The organism is Vibrio sp. vnigr-6D03 (genome assembly GCF_002835515.1).
Classification (GTDB): Bacteria; Pseudomonadota; Gammaproteobacteria; order Enterobacterales; family Vibrionaceae; genus Vibrio; species Vibrio penaeicida.
In genome coordinates, this window is the sequence record NZ_PIZL01000013.1 from 1 (window position 1) to 22,358 (window position 22,358).

Consider the following 22,358-nt stretch of genomic DNA (forward strand, 5'->3'; position numbering starts at 1 on the left):
CCTTAACTGATCGGCATTAGCTTATGCTCCCTTTTTTTATTCTAATTAGCCCATTTGCTGATGTTCACCATATATGTTGGTGAATTAAATAACAAAATTGATGACTTGTAATTTTGTTACGTAAAATAACAAGTGTTCATTTTTTGTTTACCTTATGCTTAAAAGCTAAAGTTCGAATATATCAATTAAAAACAATACTTTATGTGTTTGCAATCCTTTGCATCAGAGAATTACGATTGTGATCACGGTACTGTTTTGGAACTAAATTTCAGAATGAGATTTAAAGGGTGAGTTAGGTCACGAAATATTTAGAGGCTAAAAATATAATCCATCTCAGGAATTCGTTCCTTTGAAACCTGACATGTTTACTAGAGTGATTGATATCGCGACATCGATATTGATTGTGGATGGTACAAGGCTACGGGGGTGTGCCGTCAGTGTTCAAAATACTAATAATCAATTTGGAGCATAAACATGTTTAAAAATCTTTTCGCTAACCTACAAAAAGTAGGTAAGGCGCTGATGCTTCCCGTTTCTGTGCTGCCGGTCGCGGGTATTCTCTTAGGTGTCGGTGCTGCCGATTTAAGTTTCATTCCAGAAGTTGTTTCTAATCTCATGGAAAAGGCGGGTGGTTCAGTATTTGGTCAGATGCCATTGCTGTTTGCCGTCGGTGTTGCTCTTGGCTTCACGAACAATGACGGTGTTTCTGGGTTGGCGTCAATCGTTGGTTACGGCATTATGGCTGCGACCATGAGCGTCCTTGCTCAAATGGATGTCGAATCCGCACAAGCAGCAGCTCTAGCTGCTGGGCAGGTGTTAGATGACAGAAGCATTGAACTCATTACCAAACAGTATGAGACCGGTGTTCTAGGTGGGATCTTGGTTGGTGGTATTGCTGCTTGGTCATTTAATCGATTCTTCAAAATTCAGCTGCCTGAATACTTGGGTTTCTTTGCGGGTAAACGCGCGGTGCCAATCATTACTGGCTTTCTAGCCATTGCGTTGGCGTTAGCTCTTTCTATTGTGTGGCCACCTGTTGCTGTTGTTATGCAAACTTTCTCGGATTGGGCTGCTCATCAAAATCCACAAGTTGCGTTTGGTATTTATGGCGTGATTGAACGTTCATTGATTCCATTTGGCTTGCATCACGTTTGGAATGTACCTTTCTTCTTTGAAGCGGGCTCATGTGTGAATGCGGCTGGTGAAGCTCAAAACGGCGTTCTTACTTGTTACCTAGTTGCTGATGAAGCATCTCGCGAAGCAGGTAATGGTTTTGGTCAGCTTGCTGGTGGATACATGTTCAAAATGTTTGGTTTGCCAGCAGCCGCGATAGCGATTGCTCATTGTGCAAAACCAGAAAACCGTGCGAAAGTGATGGGTATCATGGCATCTGCTGCTCTGACATCATTCCTAACGGGTATTACTGAACCAATCGAGTTCTCGTTCTTGTTCGTTGCACCTGTGCTTTATGGTATTCACGCATTGTTAGCTGGTTCTGCATACGTTGTTGCAAATACCTTAGGCTTTGTTCACGGTACGTCGTTCTCACATGGCTTGATCGATTTTATTGTTCTTTCAGGAAACGCGCAGAAGCAATTCCTAATGATTGCAGTAGGTTTGGGCTATGCCGCAATATACTACTTTGTTTTCCGTGCCGTCATTGTAGCGATGGACCTAAAAACGCCAGGTCGTGAAAGCGAATCTGAAGAAGAAGTGGTTGTATCGACTGGAACAGAGCTAGCGGGTGATCTAGTATCAGCATTTGGTGGTAAAGCGAATATTACTGGCTTAGATGCATGTATCACTCGATTGCGTGTATCAGTAGCAGATACGGAGCAAGTTAATCAAGATCAGCTTAAAAAACTGGGAGCGGCTGGTGTCGTTGTTGTCTCTGGTGGTGTACAAGCTATCTTTGGTACTCGTTCAGACAATCTAAAAACAGACATGGATGAGTGGATTCGCAACAACGCTTAATTTGCGTTTGCCTTATCCAACAAAGCCAGCCTTATTACGAGGCTGGCTTTTTGTTTTTTAATGGCGGTATTAAGCAGGGTAGACCACTGGAAAGTCACTTTTTGGGTGTTTCTCTATCAGTGTAGAAAAGCCATAAACTTCTTCAATGAGCTTTGGTTTTAGCGCCGACCAAGGTTCGCCATCTTCCACTATTTTGCCTTTATTTAGGAAGACTAATCTATCTGCATACTGAGCTGCCAAATTGAGATCATGCAGAACAACAATGACCGCTGCCCCTTCTGCTGCAAGCTTATTGGCAAGATTCAATGTACTGTGTTGATGAGCAAGATCGAGGGCCGAAGTCGGCTCGTCCAGCATAAGAATCTTATTTTCGCTGCTTGAGAGCTGTAGAAGAACTCGTGCGAGATGGACACGTTGTTTTTCGCCTCCGGAGAGTGAAGGGTAGAGCCTATCTGCCAAATTCGACACATCGACTTGTTCCATCATCTCAGTCGCGCGCGTTTGAATATCAGAGTGGGAGATCTTAAGCGGCATAGCGCCCAGCTCTACCACTTCTTTTGCTAGAAAAGGGAAACTTAAAGTACTGTGTTGAGGCAGTATACCCACGTGTTTCGCAAGTTCACTTTTATTCCAATTCGAGCGTGATTTTCCTAAATATTGGATGTCTGAGTGAGAAGGTATTTCACCATTAAGCAATTTAAGAAGGCTACTTTTTCCAGCACCATTTGAACCTAATAGTGCTGTTACTTGTCCTGAAAAAATTTCGATGGAAAGGTTATCAATGATCTTTCGATTACCAAAACTTAAATCGAGATTCTGTGCAGACAACACTCGAGAATTCAGAGGCATCATATTATTTTCCCTCTTTGCTGAACCAAAATGAACAGGAAAAAAGGTGTACCAATGAGAGCGGTAACAATCCCCACAGGCAATTCAGCTGGAGTCACTGCCACGCGAGCTATCATGTCCGACATGGTTAACAGCAGCGCACCAAACAAAGCAGATAGTGGGAGTAAGCTTCGATGATCGGGGCCTACCAACATTCTAATTAAGTGTGGAACGACCAAGCCAATGAAGCCTATGATACCTGTTAAGCTTACTGCTACCCCAACGCCCATTGCTGACATAATAATGAGCCGTCTTTTAAAAGACTGAACGTTTACGCCCATGTGCGCGGCTTCAGATTCTCCTAGCAACATAGCGTTTAAGGGCATAGCTTCACGTCGAAAGGCAAAATAGAGTAACGCAAGAGTTGCAGCACTTAGACTTATTCCAGACCACGTTGCACCTGCGAGAGAGCCCATAGACCACAAAGAGAGGTCGCGGAGTGCTTGATCGTCGGCAGCAAAGTTCAGATAACCAATACCAGCACCGCTTAGCGCACTGATGGCAATGCCTGCTAATAGCATTATCGTGACTGATGTACCGAACTTACTCGTACCCAATCGGTACACGATCATAGTCGTAATTACGCCACCAATAAAAGCAAACACTGGAACTGCAAAAAGGCTCGCTACGGCAGATGCATTTTCTAGCCAACTTGCAAGTAATACCATTGCAAGGGCTGCCCCAAGCATTGCGCCCGCCGACACACCAATAATACCAGGTTCGGCAAGTGGGTTGCGAAATAATCCCTGCATTACGGCACCACAAAGCGCCAATATAGCACCAATAATCAAACACATGAGTGTACGAGGCAAACGTATTTCTGTGATGACTACCTGAATATGGCTCGGCAATTCAAAAAGTGAAGGGAGTAAGCTTTTGAAGCTATCCAATATGGAGATGTTCATTGGACCAACCGCAATAGAGCTTGCTGAAATAAACACCAATAACGCAGAAAACAGCAACAACAATGCTGAAATTGGAATTCGTCTGAGCATGATTAGTTCTTTTCAGGTGCGTATAAAATCTTATTTACGCGTTGAGCTTCTTCAAGTGTCTTAAGCCCCAAACCGCCAACTAAAGCTTGTCCATCAATAGTAATAAAAGCTTTGTTTTTACCTGCTGGTGTGGCGGCTAATAAGGGCATTGATTTCAATATTGCATCAGCACCACCCAGTTTTTCCCAACTTCGTCCACTGACGAGAATGACATCTGGCTGCATCTCTACCAAAGACTCAGTTGAAAGGGGTTTATAAGACTTTACGGATTGAGCCACGGGGTTAAGTGCACCAGCCAATGTGATTAACGCATCTGGGGTCGTTTCGCTACCTGCAACATTGGCAGGGCGACCTTCATGAATTAGAAGGAAAAGTACACGTTTTTGTTCGGCTTTGGCCGGGTGGTTGTTTTGAATGGACTCAATCTTTTCTTGCACGGTTTGTTTTAGTGCACCTGCTTTTTCGTTTGTATGAGTAATCGATGCCACTTCATCAATTCGCTCTAGCAGACCATCAACAGTAGGGGAGGTATTAACGACTTCAACTTTTACGCCAGCATTCTTTAATAATGTCAGTGTGGTTTCTGGTCCCATTTCTTCAGAGCCGATAAGCATGTTTGGCGACAACGCTAAGAGACCCTCTGCAGACAATTGACGATGATAACCAATCACAGGCAAGCGCTTTCCCTCTGGTTGTGCGCTTGTGACATCGACGGCAACAAGCTGGGACGATGCACCAAGTGCGTCAACCAATTCAGTTACCGCTGAGCCCGCACTGATAAGACGCTCTTGGGCGATAAGAGATGTACTTGCTAGCAAAGAAGCCAGTGCAATCGTCAGAGTTTTTAAGAATGAGTGAGTCTTGTCCATAATGTGAAATATTCTTTTTTTGGTTAAAGTTTCAGTTTGTACTGTTGCATATTGTTGATTTTAGAAATAAATACACTGTTGTGACATACTGATACGAATGACACTAATTATCAATTGCATTATCATAATCGGAAACTTACTATATTGCGAGCTTAGTTATCTAAGCCTTTTGAGGCACAATTCGTGTAAGTAAAAATGACTATAAACCTTCAAATGCTGGACGAATCTGTATTGGGTGCATCTACCCCAGATCCGTTGAGATTTGCCTTCGAGAAAAAGCATTCAGCACACGCTGGAGCTCATGCACAGCCTCCACTTTCTCAAGAGCAACTATCCGAGCAGCTAAAAAAAGTGTTGTCAGATACACAAGGTGTAGCTGGCAAAAAAAGATGCCTTTATGTTCATGTTCCTTTCTGCCGAGTGCGTTGTACGTTTTGCAATTTCTTTCAGAATGCAGCAAGCCGGAAACTGGTCGATGAATATTTCTCTGCATTGTTAGTTGAACTGGAACATAAAGCGAAACAACCTTGGACTCAGTCCAACGCGTTTCATGCTGTGTATATAGGTGGCGGAACACCAACAGATCTGTCACCTGAGCAAATTAGGATTCTCGGAACCAAGATTCGAACCTTGTTTCCACTGACCACGGATTGTGAAATTACACTTGAAGGTCGTATAAATCGTTTCGGCGATGAAATGTTTGATAATGCTTTGGAAGGTGGGTTTAACCGCTTTTCTTTTGGTGTACAGAGTTTTAATACGCTTGTTCGCCGGACAGCGAAACGCTTAGATGACAGAGAAGTAGTGCTTAAACGTTTATCTGAGCTGAGCCGTCAAGAAGCTGCACCCATTGTTATCGATTTACTCTATGGCTTGCCTCATCAGAATAGTGAGGTTTTTGAGCAAGATCTAAAGGATTACATAGATACAGGTGCGCATGGCATTGATTTGTACCAATTGATGGTTGGAGGCTCTGCTCCGATGATCAATTTAGTTGAAAAAGGGAAAATGCCTCCGCCGGCATCAACTCCCGAAAAGGCAGCATTGTTCGCACAGGGTGTGGATTTTATGTCTAAGCACCACATCAAGCGACTGAGTGTTAACCATTGGGCTCGAGATAACCGCGAACGTAGTCTGTATAACAGTATCGCAAAAACATCTGCTGAGGTTTTACCTGTTGGATGTGGAGCGGGAGGACATTTGTCGGGGTATTCATTGATGAATGTACGTACGCTCGATCAATATAATGAGCGAGTGAAATCGGGCTTACCGACAGCCGCCATGATGATGCCCCGATCTTTGCACGCCGACTTGCACGACGAGGTAAAAGCTGGCTTTGATTCTGGAGTCCTACGTGCAAGTGGTCTTGAAAGTGCCGGATATTCTGGAGTGTTTTCATGGCTAAGACCATTGTTTGAAAATTGGCAGGAAAAAGGCTTGGTCAACCTTGAAGGAGACTACCTTACGTTGACAGTTGCTGGCTCATTTTGGTCGGTTACATTGGCTCAGGGAGTGATTCAGGCATTGCAATACTACGAAAGAGAAGCCTGCGTGGCTTAGCTCAATATTGGAAATGATTATGGAAAAAAATGAACTAAAGCAGAAAGTCGCACAGATTTTAGAGCAAGACCCAACATTGTTACCTGTTTCAGTTGCGGAGCAGCTTGACGTTTCTGAACATGATGTTGTTCGCTCGTTGCCTGAAGGTATGGTGACAATGATTGATGGTGAGTTCGCACAGGAACTTCTAGAAGGGCTTGTAGGGTGGGGACCTGTAACCACCATCGTTCACTCAATGGGATCAATATTTGAAGTGAAAGCCCCTTTCCCGAAAGGAAAAGTAGCACGAGGCTACTACAACCTTATGGGAGATAAAGGCGAAATGCATGGCCATTTAAAACTAGACCTTGTGAAAAGCGTTGCGCTTGTTAGTAAACCGTTTAGGGGTAAAGAAAGTCATTACTTTGGATTTTTTACAGAGCAAGGTGACAGCATCTTTAAAATTTACCTAGGGCGAGACGAAAGCCGGAAGTTGCTTCCGGATCAGGTAGAGAAATTTAACGCGCTTAAAAAGCAGTACGTCTAAATTACATAGTCACACGCTACGCCACATAAATGGGGTTCCATAAATTAATAAACTTAAAGTAGCGTGCTAGATTGAGAATAAGTGGTAGGAGAGAAAATGATGGATCAAGTTGTTAAGCAAGAGCGTCTTCAAACGCGTTTGGGACCAGAAATTAAAGAATTTCGTGCAGAGCGAAAAACACTTCAACTGGCTACGGTAGATGGCGAAAACCGACCAAATGTTAGTTATGCTCCTTTTGTTCAGAATGAGAACGGATATTTCGTTTTGATTTCTGAGATTGCTCGTCACGCTAGAAACCTAGGTCAAAACCCTCAAGTTTCGATCATGATGATTGAAGATGAAGATTCATCTAAGCAATTATTCGCACGCAAGCGCTTAACATTTGACGCTACGGCATCAGTCGTTGATAGAGAAGAAGCACTTTGGGGAGAAGTTGTCGATCAAATGAGAGGTCGATTTGGCGATATCATTGATGGTCTTAGCCAGCTTCAAGATTTTAAACTCTTTAAACTAACGCCAATACAAGGGTTATTTGTTAAAGGTTTTGGTCAAGCGTTCCAAGTATCTGGTGATGATTTAGTTGATGTTGTGCATCTTCAAGAAGGTCACAAAAAAGCCGAACAAGATTAAGATATGCTCAGTAGGACCTAACTTTGCGTCAAGCGAAGAGACCAGAGGAAAAGATCAGCAATGCTGGTCTTTTTTTTGTTTTCCAAGCCGATAAAAATGGATTTCTCAACAGCAAGAGTTTGTACACTCGAACACCATCGTGTTCATGAGCTCTAGTGTTTAATGTTTTTACAGAAACCTTACGTCTTTCCTATTTACCCTTTCGAGAGATTTACGCACAATCCGCGCAATGAAAATATGTGAGGGTTGAAAATGAATCGACTTACGTTATCGCTAAATACTTTGTCGCTAAGATCACTATCTCTAAGCGTATTCGCGCTAACAATAGGAATATCTCAAACTGCAATGGCTGAATCGTCACCAAGTGGGGATTGGAAGTTTGGTATGGCAATCGATCAAGGGCTGAGTGCGGTTGCTCAATATCAAGACACCTATAATTTTGCTATTGGCAATCATGGCGTGTCTGCCGACTATCTACTAAAAAAAGGACGCTTTGAATCCTCTGATGTTCCATTCACTTGGTATTTTGGTGCAGGTGGCTGGATTGGGTGGGAGGAAAGCTTTGGTCCAAGACTGCCTTTGGGGTTAGATTGGGATTTTGCTAATGGCTGGGATGCTTATGCTCAGGTAGCACCAGGGTTAAATGTGCATAAAGGACTGAATCTCGGTTTAGATGCTTCGTTAGGCATTCGTTATGCGTTTTGAGCAGATTGAAGAATAGAAAATGCCGGCTATTTTAGCCGGCATTTAACGTAAATAGAGTAGAGATTTTAATCTTGCTTATTCATTGCACGTTTGATGCAGATGGCCGCGCCACCCCAAGTAATGCCTAAGCCTAAAACCATCATGATGATTGCACTTGTTGTCATGCGTTGCTCTCCTTACTGCTCGTAGCGTTAATAATTAGACCGAATACAAATAATGCAGCAATGAGTGCCCAACCTAGCGTCAGGTCGTAGCCGCCATAGCCTTCTGTGAATAGCGCGTTCAGTTTAGTCACCAAAATAATCGCTAAAATCACTGGAGTAATGAAACGTAGGCAAATGTCGAACCATTGGCCAATTGAGAAATCCGATGTGGAATTCACGTATTCACGTACATCGCCGACTTTATTCAACAACCAAGCCATTAGCAAGATTTCAATGAAGCCACCCAGCATAATACCAACGTTGTTCGCGAAATGGTCAACCAAGTCAAGTAGCAACAAACCACCATTGGTTGCAAATGCCATTGAAACAACAAGGCCTACACCGATGACAATATTTGCCGCTTTCTTACGGCTCCAATTTAGTTTGTCCATAATGGCAGATGTTACGGCTTCCATTATGGAAATGTGAGAACTCAAACCAGCAACAACAAGAGCAAAGAAGAACAGCGGACCAAGAATATAAGGTGCCGGAAGTAAGTTAATGGCAGCTGGAAGTGTTACGAAAGCCAAGCCAACACCTGCTGAAACAACTTCAGTAAGTGGCTTGCCTTGTTCCTGAGCCATATAGCCCAACACAGAGAATATCATGATACCTGCAAGGATAGAGAACCCGCAGTTAATCAAAACAGTCATGAATGCGTTGTTTGTTATGTCTGATTTTTCAGGCAAGTAGCTTGAGTAAGCGAGCATAATGGCAAAACCAATACTCAAGGTGAAAAAGATCTGACCATACGCAGCGGCCCAAACTTTTACGTCCCAGATCTTACTGAAATCAGGTTCAAACATATAGTTCACACCATCTAGGGCGCCTGGTAGAAATACCATACGACCAATAAGTGCGATAACCATAATGAATAAAACAGGCATCATAATCTTAGAAGCACGTTCGATACCGGCCTTTACGCCTCCAACGATTGCAGCGTAGGTGATTCCCCAAGCAATAAGCATTGCAATGGCAATTTTCCATTGGATACTGCCTAGATTCGTCGGGGAGTTGTCGCCGAGTTGCAAGTATTCGCTGAAGAAGAATGCATTAGTATCTTCTCCCCACTCCTGAGTAAACGACATTCCGAAATAAGAAATCGCCCATCCAATAACGGCAACGTAGTACACAGCAATAACTGCGGCTACACCAACTTGGAACCAACCAAGCCATTCAAATTTTGAATGTATTTTTGCGAGTGTTTTCGGTGCAGAACCACGATATTTCTGTCCCATACTGAACTCTAGGATCATGAATGGGATACCAGCGGTGATCATGGCAAAAAGGTATGGAATAAAAAATGCGCCGCCACCGTTCTCGTAAGCCATGTAAGGGAAACGCCAAATGTTCCCTAACCCGATTGCTGATCCTACTGCGGCAAGAATAAAGCCCGCACGGGATCCCCATTGTTCTCGTTTCATTATGTAACTCCTAACGACTTTACTAAGATCAAAATTTTCACCACAAAACGGTTCCCTTTTATGTTTTGTTATTGCTCTGGAGTCATATGAACGATACGAATCGTATGTTAAACGGCAATATCTTAGGGGTTAACTCTGATTTGTGGGTTGTAACTTAGTGGTTAATTCTGATTATTACGATGTGTGTGTGCATATTCTGGAACATTCCGCTATGCATAGAGTCGAGACTACCCATTAACCAGTTGTAAGGCAATAGTTTCTATTGTGTGGATTATTGTTTGTTACTTGTCTTTAATTTGACATAAACCTAATAAATCAGTGAATGATTCTAATTTTTTGCTTCTATCGTTTCTTATAAAACTATTATTAGCTATTTAATAAATATTTATAACTTTGGATATGAAAAGTTCATTTGACGGAAAAAAGAGCAAATATTGATGTTTGTGTACTGAATTCATCGAAATGTGATGAAAGAATTCAAATGTGATACTGGCAGCATACTTAAAACGTGGATAGCGAGAAGTCTTGAATGGAAGAGTATCTGCTGTTATTAATTTGTTAATAACCGGAGGTGATGTATGGACTTTGATTTTAAATTTGCCCTTGGAACAACCATTGTTGTATTTACTGTGCTTGTGGCGTTTGCAGTTATAGCCATTACAACTGCTTAAGATTGTTCATGCATGAGTAATACAGGGGTAGTAACCGACTCTACCACCAATGTTAATACTCAACGTTTGCAAAATTACTTTGGTGGTAAAACAGCACTGGTTGCCCAAGGTGGTGGGCAACGTGGAATCTTCACAGCTGGTGTTTTAGATGCCTTTCTCCTCTCTGATTTTGATCCCTTCAATACTTACTACGGCACTTCTGCTGGCGCGTTGAATTTATGTGCTTATATCTGTAGGCAGGCTGGGCTTGGTCGCTCGTTTCTACTAGACCTGACGACTCAGCCAGAATTTTTTAGCCTGTTTGGCTATATCCGAAACAAGCAAACGCTCGATATAGATTGGGCACTGGATAAAGTTAGCCAATACCCATATAAGCTCGATGTTGATCTGGGCAGAAGTCAATTAGTCGGGAAAAGTGCTTTTGCTTCAGTAACGGATGCTGTTCATTTACAGGATCATTATCTTCCCATGCTTGAAGATAACTGGGTCAATGTACTAAAGGCAACATGTGCCATACCTAGGCTGTATAAAGGAGAGGTCGTGATTGATGGTAAGCGATACCTTGATGGTGGCGTCTCTGCTTCTATTCCCGTACAGGAAGCGTGGAGGACCGGAAGTCGATGCATTGTTGTTATTAGAACGGAGCCGTTTGAACAAGAAATACCGAAAGATGATGTTCCCGCTACAGTGAATGACGGCATGCCTATTTGGTTGCGTCAGTCTGTCGATGCTTTGCAAAACCAATGGGATAGCAAAGTACAAGAATGGAAAAATGATTGGTCTGATTTCTTCATTGAAAGATTTAATCAATCTGCGCAACAAAACAAATTGCTTTCGCAAGCAAGGCTTTTGAATGGTGGGCGATGGCTATTTGGCGCGGGTGACGTTTACCGTTTAAGTCATATGTTGGGGGAAACATTCGATTCTGGTTTAGCGGATATGTTGATGGTGCATTATCAGACTTACTCATTGACACAACAATTTCTGACTTCGCCTCCTGATGATTGTTTTATTCTTCAAATCCACCCTGAATCTCCACTTGAGTCCACTTCTCTACTTAGTGATCGTGAAGCCCTTCTTGCGGACTATGAGCTTGGATTAAAAGCCGGTAATAATTTCGTCAATACGTTTTTGCAAGCCGAGTCTGATATGAACCCTCGCTCTGCATAGCTTTAAAAGGTAATGACGGAAGAAAGAGCAAGTTAATGAGCCTTTTTACTTGCTCTTTCTATGTTTACATCGAAATATTTACGTCAATTTAAGTGACGTTATCTTACCTCAATGATTCTCATACAGTTGGTAGATCCAATAAGGTCCATGACATCGCCTTGCGTGATAATGACAGTATCACCGACATCCAATAACCCTTTCCCTTTTAATGTTTCCAGAGCAGAGTAGGTAGTATCTAAGCCAGATGCACCATCGCTACCAAAGTAAACGGGAGTCACCCCACGATATAAAGTACATCGATTAAGGGTATCTTCATTGCGAGACAGAGCGAAGATGGGAAGCCCGGAGCTTAAACGAGACATCATGAGTACAGTTTTACCTGACTCCGTTAGGCTCACCATCGCTTTTACGCCATCTAGGTGGTTTGCGGCATACATGGTTGCCATAGAAATAGTTTCAGATGCTGACTCAAATTTCGTTTCTAAGCGGTGTCCAGACACGTTGAGCGAAGGCATTTTTTCCGCACCAATACACACTTCAGCCATAGATTTAACGGTTTCGACAGGATACTTACCCGCAGCAGTTTCCCCAGAAAGCATTACAGCGTCAGTACCATCCAGTACTGCATTGGCGACATCCATAACTTCAGCTCGGGTAGGAAGTGGGTTCTCAATCATGGATTCCATCATTTGGGTTGCCGTGATAACGGTACGATTGAGTCGTCGAGCACGAAGTATGAGTTGTTTTTGCACGCCTACGAGTTCTGGGTCTCCGATTTCAACACCGAGATCACCCCTCGCTACCATAACCGCGTCTGATGCGGAAATAATATCATCCATGCTTTCTTCGTCTTCAACGGATTCGGCTCTTTCTACTTTGGCTACCAGCTTTGCACTCAGCCCTGCGTCGGTGGCGAGCCTGCGAGCGTATCTCATATCTTCGCCATTGCGAGGGAAAGAAACGGCAAGGTAGTCGACTTTTATTTTTGCGGCAGTAAGAATGTCGGCTTTGTCCTTATCTGTCAGTGCTTCGGCAGACAGTCCACCCCCTTTTTTATTTATTCCTTTGTTGTTTGAAAGAGGACCACCGACGAGAACCGTTGTGTGGACTCTGGTATTTTCTACTGACATGACCTTCAACTGTACGCGACCATCATCCAGAAGAAGGACATCTCCTTTGGATACATCTTTTGGCAACTCTTTATAGTCAACGCCGACTGATGCGACCGATCCTTCGCCAGGTAGCAGCTCTGCATCTAAGACAAATTTTGCTCCAACGTCTAAGTTGACCTTATTGTCTTTAAATGTTGATACTCGAATTTTAGGACCTTGTAAGTCACCTAATATGGCAACATGTGTTCCAAGTTTTGCAGCGATTTGTCGGACTTTTTGCGCGCGATGTATGTGGTCTTCTGAACTTCCGTGAGAAAAATTCATCCTTACAACATTAGCGCCTGCTTCTATTATCTCTTTTAAATTGTTGCCTTTGTCTGTTGAGGGACCCAAGGTAGCAACAATTTTTGTTCGTCTGAGTAATTTAGACATATCATTCTCCGTTTGATCGCGAATTTTCCATGCATTTTTGTTCTTGTATGAATTAGTGTAGCGATTGAGAGATATTTTCGTGCGCAAAAAAACATCGACTTGATCACTATTCTAGTCTTTAAAAAATGTCTAAATTCAAACTTGTATAAAAAGATCTGATAGATACGTGATGGGAGTCACGACGATGGATCAAGCCGCTTCACAATTACTTTTCAAAGTAAAAAAATTAGTGGGTTTACAATCTTCGGAGTTTTCTATGTACATGGCTCAACCAGGCCATATTGATCATATCAAGCAGGTCAATGCTGGCCGTGTATATAAATTGATAGACCTTAAAGGTCCTATTTCTCGTATAGACTTATCCAAAACCAGCGAGCTGGCACCAGCCAGTATTACTAAAATTACCAGAGAGCTCATTGATGCTCACCTAATTCACGAAACGACGGTGCAAGAAGCGACAAGCCGTGGTCGTCCTGCTGTTGGTCTTCAAACCAATAACGAAGGGTGGCAGTTTCTGTCTATGCGTTTAGGGCGTGGTTATTTAACGATTGCCTTACATGAGCATGGCGGCTCTGTGCTGGTGGATACAAAAATCACCATTGAGGAAATAGAGCAAGAAGATGTGTTGGAAAGACTTCTTCATGAAATTGAAGAATTTTTCCAAGGTTACTCCGACAAACTAGATCGGGTAACGAGTATTGCACTTACCCTTCCAGGCTTAGTGGATTCTGATAAAGGTGTGGTGTTACAAATGCCACATTACAACGTGAATAACTTAGCGTTGGGACCAGAAATCTATAAAGCGACAGGGCTCCCTGTGTTTATTGCGAATGATACTCGGGCTTGGGCGCTGGCTGAAAAGTTGTTTGGCAACTCTCAAAGTGTCGATAATTCAGTACTGATTTCCATTCATCACGGTTTAGGCGCTGGTATCATACTGGATGGGCGAGTTTTACAGGGGCGTCATGGCAATATCGGAGAGCTGGGGCATATCCAAATCGACCCAAAAGGTAACCAGTGTCATTGTGGCAATATAGGATGCCTCGAAACACTCGCAAGCTCAAAAGCGCTCAGAGAAGTCGTGGCTGCGCGAATTGAAAAAGGTGACCATACTTCCATTCCTCGCGATAACGTAACCGTCGAAAGTATTTGCGAAGCAGCCGAATCGGGCGATCAATTAGCCATTGAAGAAATACAGCAGTTAGGACGTTATCTTGGGGCTGCGGTTGCTATTGTTATCAATTTATTTAACCCCGAAAAAGTGTTGATTGGCGGTGTGATTAATCAGGCGAGATCGATTTTGTATCCCGTGATTCAAGAATGTATCGAGACTCAAACCTTGCCAGTTTACCATCAAGACCTACAATTGGAGGAGAGTCGTTTCTATACAGAAGCAACGATGCCGGGTGCCGCTTTGATTAAACAAGCTATGTATGATGGTCAACTGCTCATGAAAGTGGTTGAAGGGTAAGCTAATCCTGTATAGGTTGAACCTGTTTTGTTGGTTCACAATATGGCGCAGATGCAATTGATGCTGTACTCTGTAATTATTGATAAATGAGTGAGAAACTTTATGTCTGGAGTATTAAGCAGCGTTGACCAAAGAACACAGCTAGTCGGTGAAAACCGATTGGAGCTGTTATTGTTCCAGCTCAATAGCTCACAAATCTTTGCTGTAAACGTTTTTAAGGTCCGTGAAGTTTTAAAGCTTCCTCCTCTCACCAAATTGCCAGGCTCACATCACTACATAACGGGTGTTGCTTCATTGCGAGGGGAGTCTCTTCCTGTTATCGATCTTCGGGCTGCTATTGGTTTTAGACCTATGCAAGATGAAGAAGAGCAAAACTTGATCATCACCGAATACAACCGGACTATTCAAGGCTTTCTGGTTGGCCAAGTAAGAAACATCATAAACACAGCTTGGACCGAGATTCAACCACCGCCAAAAACCGCGGGTCGAGCTAATTACTTAACCGCAATCACCAACATTGTTGAGAACGAACAAAAGCGTATCGTTGAAATCATTGATGTTGAAAAAGTATTGGCTGAAATTGTTGATTATGATGTGTCGATTTCTGATGGCGTTTTAGATGAAGATCTGTCTCAACAGATGTCGGGTCGAAAAATCCTCATCGTTGATGATTCTTCTACAGCAAGAAACCAAGTGAAAGGTACGCTAAGCCAACTTGGTTTAGAGATTTTAGAATGTAATGATGGCTTAGAAGCGCTGACTCTACTTAAATCTTGGTGTGATGAAGGAAAAGATGTTGCCAGAGAACTTCTTCTGATGATCACCGATGCAGAGATGCCAGAAATGGATGGCTACAAGCTGACCCATGAAGTACGAAGTGACCCGCGTATGAAAGACTTATACATCACTCTCAATACCTCTTTGAGTGGGAGCTTCAATGAAGCGATGGTTGAGAAAGTAGGGTGTAATAAATTTATATCGAAGTTTCAACCCGATGTATTGGTAAAAGTTACCCAAGATAGGTTGAGAGACATTCTTTAGAAAAACCCGGCAGCCGCCGGGTTTTTTGTTTTATGAACTTCTTAAAGCCAACCTTTTTGGCTTCAGGAATTTAATTCTATTTTTTAGGTTGCGCGTCGATGCACTGCCCGTTAACCGCTTTCCCTTCAGGAGCCATCAAGTACAAATACAAAGGCATAATGTCTAAAGGCGTTTTTAGCAGCTCAACATCTTCTGCAGGGTAGGCTTTGGCTCGCATTCCTGTTCGAGTTCCGCCTGGATTTATAGCGTTAACTTGTACATTCGTTTCTTCTAACTCATCAGCTAAGACTTGCATCATTCCTTCAGTCGCAAACTTGGACATTGCGTAAGTCCCCCAAAAAGCGCGACCATCATGCCCGACCGTTGAAGATGTGAAGACAAGTCGAGCATCAGGGGATTTTTTGAGCAGAGGTAAGACCGCTTGGGTCATCAGAAATTGAGCTTTTACGTTGACCTGCATTACATCGTCGTATGTATCTTCTCCGATTTGGTCAAATGGGCTAATAACACCTAATAGGCTGGCATTGTGTAGAACACCATCTAAACGTCCGAATTGACCTTCAATTGTCTCTACCATATCAATATAGTTTTGTTTGCTAGCGCCTTTCATATCAAGGGGAATAATGGCAGGTTGGGGAGCGCCTAAAGCTTCAATTTCATCATAAGTTTTTTCTAGTTTCGCAACAGTTCGACCAAGTAATATTACGGTCGCACCATGTTGCGCGTAGCTTAATGCTGCTTGTTTCCCTATGCCAGCACCTGCACCGGTCACTAAAATTACTCTTCCTTCTAGGGCTTTCTCTGAGATTGAATAATCCACTTTTCTCACCTTGTTTAATGAATCTTTAACCACCTTGCAGACTCATAAGTATTTGATAGGTCATCAAGGTATTTCGGTTTTAACTATTGGTAATCGTGACAAGATCGTTACAATACACCAATTCATTCTTTTGGGGATATCACATTGGAATTTTTGTTAGATTACGGATTATTTTTAGCTAAGATCGTCACATTACTGGCTGCGGTCGTGGTTTTGCTGGTGGTTGTTAAGTCAGTGAGCGGAAAGCAAGCTGGTGCAAAAGGCGAGCTTGAAGTCACAAACCTGACTGAGCGATACGAGCACAGCGTTGAACAGCTAGAGCATCATTTGCATGACGACGCTTATTTAAAAGCCAAACATAAAGCAGATAAGAAAGCACAAAAAGAAAAGGACAAAGAGCGAGAAAAAGAAGTTAAAAAAGCGGCAAAGGGTGGTGAGCTAGAAGCAAATCGAAAACCGCACTTGTTTGTACTTGATTTTAACGGTTCGATCGACGCAAAAGAAGTGGCAGCGCTTCGTGAAGAAATCAGTGCCATTATCGCTGTAGCGCAAGACGGCGATGAAGTCTTGGTGAAGCTTGAGTCTGGTGGCGGCATGGTACATGCGTACGGTCTAGCGTCTTCTCAGCTTGATCGACTAAAAGCAGCGAACCTTCCATTAACCATTTCTGTCGATAAAGTTGCGGCAAGTGGGGGATACATGATGGCGTGTGTCGCCGATAAGATTATTTCTGCCCCATTTGCAGTAGTCGGATCAATCGGTGTTATTGCTCAGTTGCCTAACTTCAACAAATTGCTTAAAAAGCATGATATTGACTATGAGCAACTTACTGCTGGTGAATATAAGCGCACCTTAACCATGTTTGGTGAGAATACCGATAAGGCCCGTGAAAAATTTAAAGAAGAGTTGGAAGAAACTCATGGTCTGTTTAAAAACTTTATTCGCGAGCGCAGACCCTCTCTTGAATTAGATAAAGTGGCGACGGGTGAGCATTGGTTTGGTACTCAGGCAAAAGATCTTGGTTTGGTCGACGAGATTTCGACGTCCGACGATTTGGTTATGCAAGCATGCAAAGATAAAACTGTCTTAGCGATACATTATGTTCAAAAGAAAAAATTGTCTGACAAGCTTACTGGGGCAAGTGCAGACATTGTTGATAACGTGATCATGAAGTGGGTATCGAAAGGTCAAAGACCTATTCTTTAAGCTATAATTTAGCAAGGTCTTATATTTTGAAGAAAAGTCCGTTTGGTGTAAGTGGTATTACAATTTCTCGAATAAACAGAAAGTTGTAGAAAGCACACACCTTAATATACGGACTTTTTTGTGTTTTATTCACCATAGCTTTCGGTATAATAGCGCGCCGATAAAAGCGAATGCTCACTAAAGTGTTTGCTACAAACGAAAACGGAGAAAAACATGTCCCTTCAACCTCCAGTCATTACAGTAGATGGTCCAAGTGGTGCAGGTAAAGGCACGCTTTGTATGTTGTTGGCGGAAAAATTAGGCTTTCACTTGTTGGATTCCGGAGCGATATATCGGGTATTGGCTCTGGCCGCTATACATCATGGGGTCGACACGAGCTCGGAAGAGGCTTTGGTTCCGATTGCTACCCATTTGGACGTGCAATTTATTGCCGATGGTGACTTGGTTAAAGTTATCCTCGAGGGCGAAGATGTTTCAAAAGAACTTCGCAAAGAAACCACTGGTGATGCAGCATCAAAAATTGCCGCGTTACCTCGTGTAAGAGAGGCTTTGCTACGTCGTCAACGCTCTTTTGCTGCAGAACCTGGTTTGGTCGGTGATGGTCGAGATTTAGGCACGGTTGTATTTCCGTCTGCTATCGCCAAAATCTTTTTAGATGCAAGTGCAGAAGAAAGAGCCAATCGCCGCTACAAGCAGTTGCAAGAAAAGGGGCATGATGTTAAATTTGATGACCTTTTACGCGAGATCCAAGACAGAGACGACCGTGATCGTAATCGAGCGGTTGCACCGTTGCGTCCTGCGGATGATGCGTTAGTACTTGATTCTACATCGCTTTCTATCGATGAAGTGGTGGTTCAAGCACTTGAATATATTGAATCTAAATTGTCTTGATAACGATATCGAGGCAATAGGACTGTTGGTCGCAAGGATGATGACTGGCATTTTTATCAACCCCATGCGGTAGGATACCCGTGGACGTTTAATTATTGAAGATCAAATAATGACTGAATCTTTTGCTCAACTCTTTGAAGAGTTTCTAAACGAGACTGAATTCCAACAAGGTACTATTGTTAAAGGTACTGTAGTAGCTATCGAGAACGGTTTCGTTCTTGTTGACGCTGGCCTTAAGTCTGAGTCTGCTATCCCTGCTGAACAATTCAAGAACGCTGCTGGCGAACTTGAAGTTGAAGTTGGTACTGAAGTAGATGTTGCGCTAGACGCTGTTGAAGATGGTTTCGGTGAAACTCAACTTTCTCGTGAGAAAGCGAAGCGTCACGAAGCTTGGATCGTACTTGAGAAAGCATACGAAGAAGCTGAAACTGTTGTTGGTGTTATCAACGGTAAAGTTAAAGGCGGTTTCACTGTTGAACTAAACGGTATCCGTGCTTTCCTACCTGGTTCACTAGTAGACGTACGTCCTATTCGCGACACTGCTCACCTAGAAAACAAAGAGCTAGAGTTCAAAGTAATCAAGCTAGACCAGAAGCGTAACAACGTTGTTGTTTCTCGTCGTGCGGTTATCGAATCTGAAAACAGCGTTGAGCGTGACGAGCTTCTTGAAACTCTTCAAGAAGGTACTGAAGTTAAAGGTATCGTTAAGAACCTTACTGACTACGGTGCATTCGTTGACCTTGGTGGTGTTGACGGTCTTCTACACATCACAGACATGGCTTGGAAGCGTGTTAAGCACCCATCTGAGATCGTGAACGTTGGTGATGAAATCCTAGTTAAAGTTCTTAAGTTCGACCGTGACCGCACTCGTGTATCACTAGGTCTTAAGCAACTAGGCGAAGATCCATGGGTAGCAATCGCTAAGCGTTACCCAGAAGGTCACAAGCTTTCTGGTCGTGTAACTAACCTAACTGACTACGGTTGCTTCGTTGAAATCGAAGAAGGCGTTGAAGGTCTAGTTCACGTTTCTGAAATGGATTGGACTAACAAGAACATCCACCCATCTAAAGTTGTTAATGTTGGCGACGAAGTTGAGGTTATGGTTCTTGAGATCGACGAAGAACGTCGTCGTATTTCTCTAGGTCTTAAGCAATGTAAAGCTAATCCATGGCAGTCATTCGCTGAAGCTCAAGCTAAAGGCGACAAAGTTACTGGTAAGATCAAGTCTATCACTGACTTTGGTATCTTCATCGGTCTAGAAGGCGGCATCGACGGTCTTGTTCACCTATCTGACATTTCTTGGAATGTTGCTGGTGAAGAAGCAGTACGTGAATACAAGAAAGGCGATGAAATCTCTGCAGTTGTTCTAGCAGTAGATGCAGAGCGTGAGCGTATTTCTCTTGGCGTTAAGCAAATGGAAAACGACCCGTTCAACGCATACGTTGCTGACAACAAGAAAGGTACTCTAGTAAACGGTACTGTAACTGCAGTTGACGCAAAAGGTGCTACAATTGAACTTGTAGAGGGCGTTGAAGGTTACATCCGTGCTTCTGAAGTATCTCGTGACCGTATCGAAGATGCGTCTCTAATCCTAAGCGTTGGTGACAGCGTTGAAGCGAAGTTCACTGGTGTAGACCGTAAGAACCGCGTAATCAACCTATCTATCAAAGCTAAAGATGAAGCTGAAGAGCAAGAAGCAATGGCTTCACTGAATAAGTCTGAAGACGGCGGATTCGGTAATGCTATGGCTGATGCATTCAAGGCTGCTAAAGGCGAATAAGAAATCGCTTAAGGGGAGCCATTAGGCTCCCTTTTTTCGATAAGTGCCTTTTTGATACCATTGAAATGAGGGGAACTATGACTAAGTCTGAACTAATTGAAAGACTCTGCGCGCAGCAAACACATCTTTCTGCAAAAGAAGTAGAAGATGCCGTCAAGGATATACTTGAACATATGGCGTCAACCCTAGAGAGCGGAGATCGTATTGAAATCCGTGGTTTCGGTAGTTTCTCACTGCACTATCGAGAGCCAAGAATGGGTCGTAATCCTAAAACTGGTGAAAAAGTTGAGCTGGAAGGCAAGTATGTCCCTCACTTTAAGCCGGGTAAAGAATTGCGTGAACGCGTAAATATCCACGGCTAATCACCTTTTGGTATTATAGAAAAGCGGCATGCATCTCGTATGCCGCTTTTTTATAATTAAATTACTCATATTCCATCGATTCTGGATGGTTTGATAATTCAATTTCCTGCATAATCTAACCCTTAAGCTTATTCCGGAGTAGTGATTTATGAAAATTATAAAAATAATCTTGGTGATTGCTCTTGTACTGATCGCCTTAGCATTAGGTGCTCAAAATCAGCAAGTTGTATCATTTAACTACTTACTTGCTAAAGGCGAATTTCATCTATCATTACTCTTAGGCTTGGTGTTTGTTGTAGGGTTTAGTCTCTCGGCTCTTATTTTTGGTAGTTTGCAATTTAAGTACAAACTCACTATTCGTAAGCTGAAGAAACAACTTAACAAACAGCCAGCGATAGAGAAGCAACAAAGTAACGCCTAAGGCAACATTGAATGCTTGAACTTCTCTTCTTGTTGTTACCGATTGCCGCTGCCTATGGTTGGTACATGGGTAATCGCAGCGCGAATTTCGACAAGCAGAAACAATCTAATCAAATTTCCCGACAGTATGTCACGGGTTTAAACCTCTTACTTTCTGATCAATCAGACAAAGCGGTCGATCACTTTATCGAGCTTCTCCAAGTCGACGATGAAACGATTGACACGCATTTAGCGTTAGGGAATCTTTTTCGATCACGTGGTGAAGTTGATCGTGCTATTCGTATTCACCAAAATCTTATCTCTCGTCCTGGTTTAACCATCGATCAAAAAAATATCGCTCTTCAGCAGCTCGCGAAGGATTTCATGGTATCTGGCATCCTTGATCGTGCAGAAAAGATATTTATGCAGCTTTTGGACGAGCCTGATCACCGAGAAGCAGCCCTTCATCAACTGGTCGTCATATTCCAACAAACCAGAGAGTGGAGTAAAGCTATTGAATATGCTTCAGCATTGGTCAAATTAGGCAGGAAGCGAATCAAAAAAGATATTGCTCACTACTACTGTGAATTGGCGATGCAAGAGCAAGGGGAGGGAAACACCAAGAAATCAATTAACCTCCTCAAGAAGGCTCTAACAGAAGACTCTCGCTGTGTTCGGGCGAGTATCACGCTAGGTAAAATATACCTTTCTCAGGAAGATTACATAAATACAGTTCGTTATTTAGAGCAGGTTATTGATCAAGACATCGACTTTGTAGGACAGGTTTTACCTACCATTGCCGAATGTTACCAAAAGCTCGATAGAGAAGGCGATTTACTCGCATTTTTACATCGTTGTATTGAGAAAAAAGCAGGGGTATCTGCAGAACTTATGCTTGCTCAGCTTGTGGCAAACCACGACGGTGTTGCCGCGGCACAGACTTTATTAACGAGGCAACTTGTTAAGAACCCAACAATGAAAGGCTTTTATCGATTGATGGATTATCATCTTGAGGAAGCTGAAGATGGAAGAGCAAAAGATAGCTTAACAACGCTACAAGGAATGGTGGGTGAGCAGCTTAAAGTAAAACCTCATCATCGATGTAGGAAGTGTGGTTTTTCTACCCGCTCTTTGTATTGGCATTGTCCATCTTGCAAAGGTTGGGGTACCATTAAGCCGATTCGCGGGTTAGATGGCGAATAGCAGGATTTAAAGACCACCGCTTATTG

General features: G+C 42.9%; 21 protein-coding genes. 14 read left to right on the top strand and 7 right to left on the bottom strand.

All coding sequences use genetic code 11. The features are described 5' to 3' along the window. Window positions 1–474 precede the first annotated feature (474 nt). Window positions 475–1,974 carry a PTS glucose transporter subunit IIBC gene (ptsG, locus tag CW749_RS10585; protein WP_101112013.1) on the top strand — a complete coding sequence of 500 codons (1,500 nt, stop codon included), beginning with the start codon at window positions 475–477 and terminating at the stop codon, window positions 1,972–1,974. 69 nt (window positions 1,975–2,043) lie between these two features. Here ptsG and CW749_RS10590 read toward each other — a convergent pair whose 3' ends face one another. Genes CW749_RS10590 through CW749_RS10600 form a run of 3 tightly spaced genes read right to left on the bottom strand, consistent with a single transcriptional unit; the run spans window position 2,044 to window position 4,726 of the window. Then, window positions 2,044–2,817 carry a heme ABC transporter ATP-binding protein gene (locus tag CW749_RS10590; RefSeq protein ID WP_101112296.1) on the bottom strand — a complete coding sequence of 258 codons (774 nt, stop codon included), beginning with the start codon at window positions 2,815–2,817 and terminating at the stop codon, window positions 2,044–2,046. A 5-nt stretch (window positions 2,818–2,822) separates the two neighbouring features. Then, entirely contained in the window at window positions 2,823–3,860 is a 1,038-nt protein-coding gene (locus CW749_RS10595) for an iron ABC transporter permease (protein WP_180958390.1), read from the bottom strand. Beyond that, the gene (locus CW749_RS10600) at window positions 3,860–4,726 is read right to left on the bottom strand and encodes a hemin ABC transporter substrate-binding protein (RefSeq protein WP_101112015.1); all 867 of its coding nucleotides are present in this window, start codon (window positions 4,724–4,726) and stop codon (window positions 3,860–3,862) included. The genes CW749_RS10595 and CW749_RS10600 overlap by 1 nt, the downstream gene beginning before the upstream one ends. A gap of 195 nt (window positions 4,727–4,921) precedes the next feature. On the opposite strand from CW749_RS10600, the gene hutW reads away from it, so the two are divergent. The 4 genes from hutW (at window position 4,922) to CW749_RS10620 (ending at window position 8,147) form a co-directional block, all read left to right on the top strand. Further along, the gene (hutW, locus tag CW749_RS10605; RefSeq protein WP_101112016.1) at window positions 4,922–6,286 is read left to right on the top strand and encodes a heme anaerobic degradation radical SAM methyltransferase ChuW/HutW; all 1,365 of its coding nucleotides are present in this window, start codon (window positions 4,922–4,924) and stop codon (window positions 6,284–6,286) included. A gap of 4 nt (window positions 6,287–6,290) precedes the next feature. Next, complete coding sequence (gene hutX / locus CW749_RS10610) at window positions 6,291–6,812, top strand: heme utilization cystosolic carrier protein HutX (RefSeq protein ID WP_180958391.1); 522 nt, start codon at window positions 6,291–6,293, stop codon at window positions 6,810–6,812. A 99-nt stretch (window positions 6,813–6,911) separates the two neighbouring features. Continuing rightward, window positions 6,912–7,442 carry a heme utilization protein HutZ gene (gene hutZ / locus CW749_RS10615; protein WP_101112297.1) on the top strand — a complete coding sequence of 177 codons (531 nt, stop codon included), beginning with the start codon at window positions 6,912–6,914 and terminating at the stop codon, window positions 7,440–7,442. A 252-nt stretch (window positions 7,443–7,694) separates the two neighbouring features. Further along, on the top strand, window positions 7,695–8,147 hold the full coding sequence (locus CW749_RS10620) for a hypothetical protein (RefSeq protein WP_101112018.1): 453 nt from the start codon (window positions 7,695–7,697) through the stop codon (window positions 8,145–8,147). Window positions 8,148–8,212: 65 nt separating this feature from the next. Here the strand turns inward: CW749_RS10620 and CW749_RS28075 are convergent, their stop codons facing one another. Together CW749_RS28075 and CW749_RS10625 are read right to left on the bottom strand one after the other, a co-directional pair. Continuing rightward, the gene (locus tag CW749_RS28075) at window positions 8,213–8,311 is read right to left on the bottom strand and encodes a MetS family NSS transporter small subunit (protein WP_104399330.1); all 99 of its coding nucleotides are present in this window, start codon (window positions 8,309–8,311) and stop codon (window positions 8,213–8,215) included. After that, window positions 8,308–9,774 carry a sodium-dependent transporter gene (locus tag CW749_RS10625; RefSeq protein ID WP_101112019.1) on the bottom strand — a complete coding sequence of 489 codons (1,467 nt, stop codon included), beginning with the start codon at window positions 9,772–9,774 and terminating at the stop codon, window positions 8,308–8,310. Before CW749_RS10625 ends, CW749_RS28075 begins: the two co-directional genes overlap by 4 nt. Before the next feature lie 683 nt (window positions 9,775–10,457). Between CW749_RS10625 and CW749_RS10635 the strand changes: the two genes are divergently transcribed. After that, window positions 10,458–11,615, top strand: a complete 1,158-nt coding sequence (locus CW749_RS10635) for a patatin-like phospholipase family protein (protein ID WP_101112021.1) — start codon at window positions 10,458–10,460, stop codon at window positions 11,613–11,615. A 98-nt stretch (window positions 11,616–11,713) separates the two neighbouring features. Here CW749_RS10635 and pyk read toward each other — a convergent pair whose 3' ends face one another. Continuing rightward, window positions 11,714–13,159 (bottom strand): pyruvate kinase, encoded by a 1,446-nt coding sequence (gene pyk, locus CW749_RS10640; protein ID WP_101112022.1) that lies wholly within the window; start codon window positions 13,157–13,159, stop codon window positions 11,714–11,716. A 256-nt stretch (window positions 13,160–13,415) separates the two neighbouring features. Here pyk and CW749_RS10645 point away from each other — a divergent pair, with 256 nt between their 5' ends. Continuing rightward, entirely contained in the window at window positions 13,416–14,630 is a 1,215-nt protein-coding gene (locus CW749_RS10645; protein ID WP_101112298.1) for an ROK family protein, read from the top strand. 102 nt (window positions 14,631–14,732) lie between these two features. After that, the gene (locus CW749_RS10650) at window positions 14,733–15,671 is read left to right on the top strand and encodes a chemotaxis protein CheV (RefSeq protein WP_101112023.1); all 939 of its coding nucleotides are present in this window, start codon (window positions 14,733–14,735) and stop codon (window positions 15,669–15,671) included. A 76-nt stretch (window positions 15,672–15,747) separates the two neighbouring features. Here CW749_RS10650 and CW749_RS10655 read toward each other — a convergent pair whose 3' ends face one another. Next, on the bottom strand, window positions 15,748–16,491 hold the full coding sequence (locus CW749_RS10655; RefSeq protein WP_101112024.1) for a YciK family oxidoreductase: 744 nt from the start codon (window positions 16,489–16,491) through the stop codon (window positions 15,748–15,750). Between the two features lie 144 nt (window positions 16,492–16,635). Here CW749_RS10655 and sohB point away from each other — a divergent pair, with 144 nt between their 5' ends. The 6 genes from sohB to lapB all read left to right on the top strand — a co-directional run bounded on the left by sohB (window position 16,636) and on the right by lapB (window position 22,332). Next, a complete protein-coding gene (sohB, locus tag CW749_RS10660) occupies window positions 16,636–17,697 on the top strand; it encodes a protease SohB (protein ID WP_101112025.1) in 1,062 nt (353 codons plus the stop codon). A 213-nt stretch (window positions 17,698–17,910) separates the two neighbouring features. After that, window positions 17,911–18,588 (top strand): (d)CMP kinase, encoded by a 678-nt coding sequence (gene cmk, locus CW749_RS10665; RefSeq protein ID WP_101112026.1) that lies wholly within the window; start codon window positions 17,911–17,913, stop codon window positions 18,586–18,588. A gap of 109 nt (window positions 18,589–18,697) precedes the next feature. Continuing rightward, entirely contained in the window at window positions 18,698–20,368 is a 1,671-nt protein-coding gene (gene rpsA / locus CW749_RS10670) for a 30S ribosomal protein S1 (RefSeq protein WP_101112027.1), read from the top strand. A gap of 65 nt (window positions 20,369–20,433) precedes the next feature. Continuing rightward, on the top strand, window positions 20,434–20,730 hold the full coding sequence (gene ihfB, locus CW749_RS10675; protein WP_167404719.1) for an integration host factor subunit beta: 297 nt from the start codon (window positions 20,434–20,436) through the stop codon (window positions 20,728–20,730). Window positions 20,731–20,878: 148 nt separating this feature from the next. After that, complete coding sequence (locus CW749_RS10680; protein WP_101112029.1) at window positions 20,879–21,151, top strand: lipopolysaccharide assembly protein LapA domain-containing protein; 273 nt, start codon at window positions 20,879–20,881, stop codon at window positions 21,149–21,151. A gap of 11 nt (window positions 21,152–21,162) precedes the next feature. Next, window positions 21,163–22,332 carry a lipopolysaccharide assembly protein LapB gene (gene lapB, locus CW749_RS10685; protein WP_101112030.1) on the top strand — a complete coding sequence of 390 codons (1,170 nt, stop codon included), beginning with the start codon at window positions 21,163–21,165 and terminating at the stop codon, window positions 22,330–22,332. Window positions 22,333–22,358 lie beyond the last annotated feature (26 nt).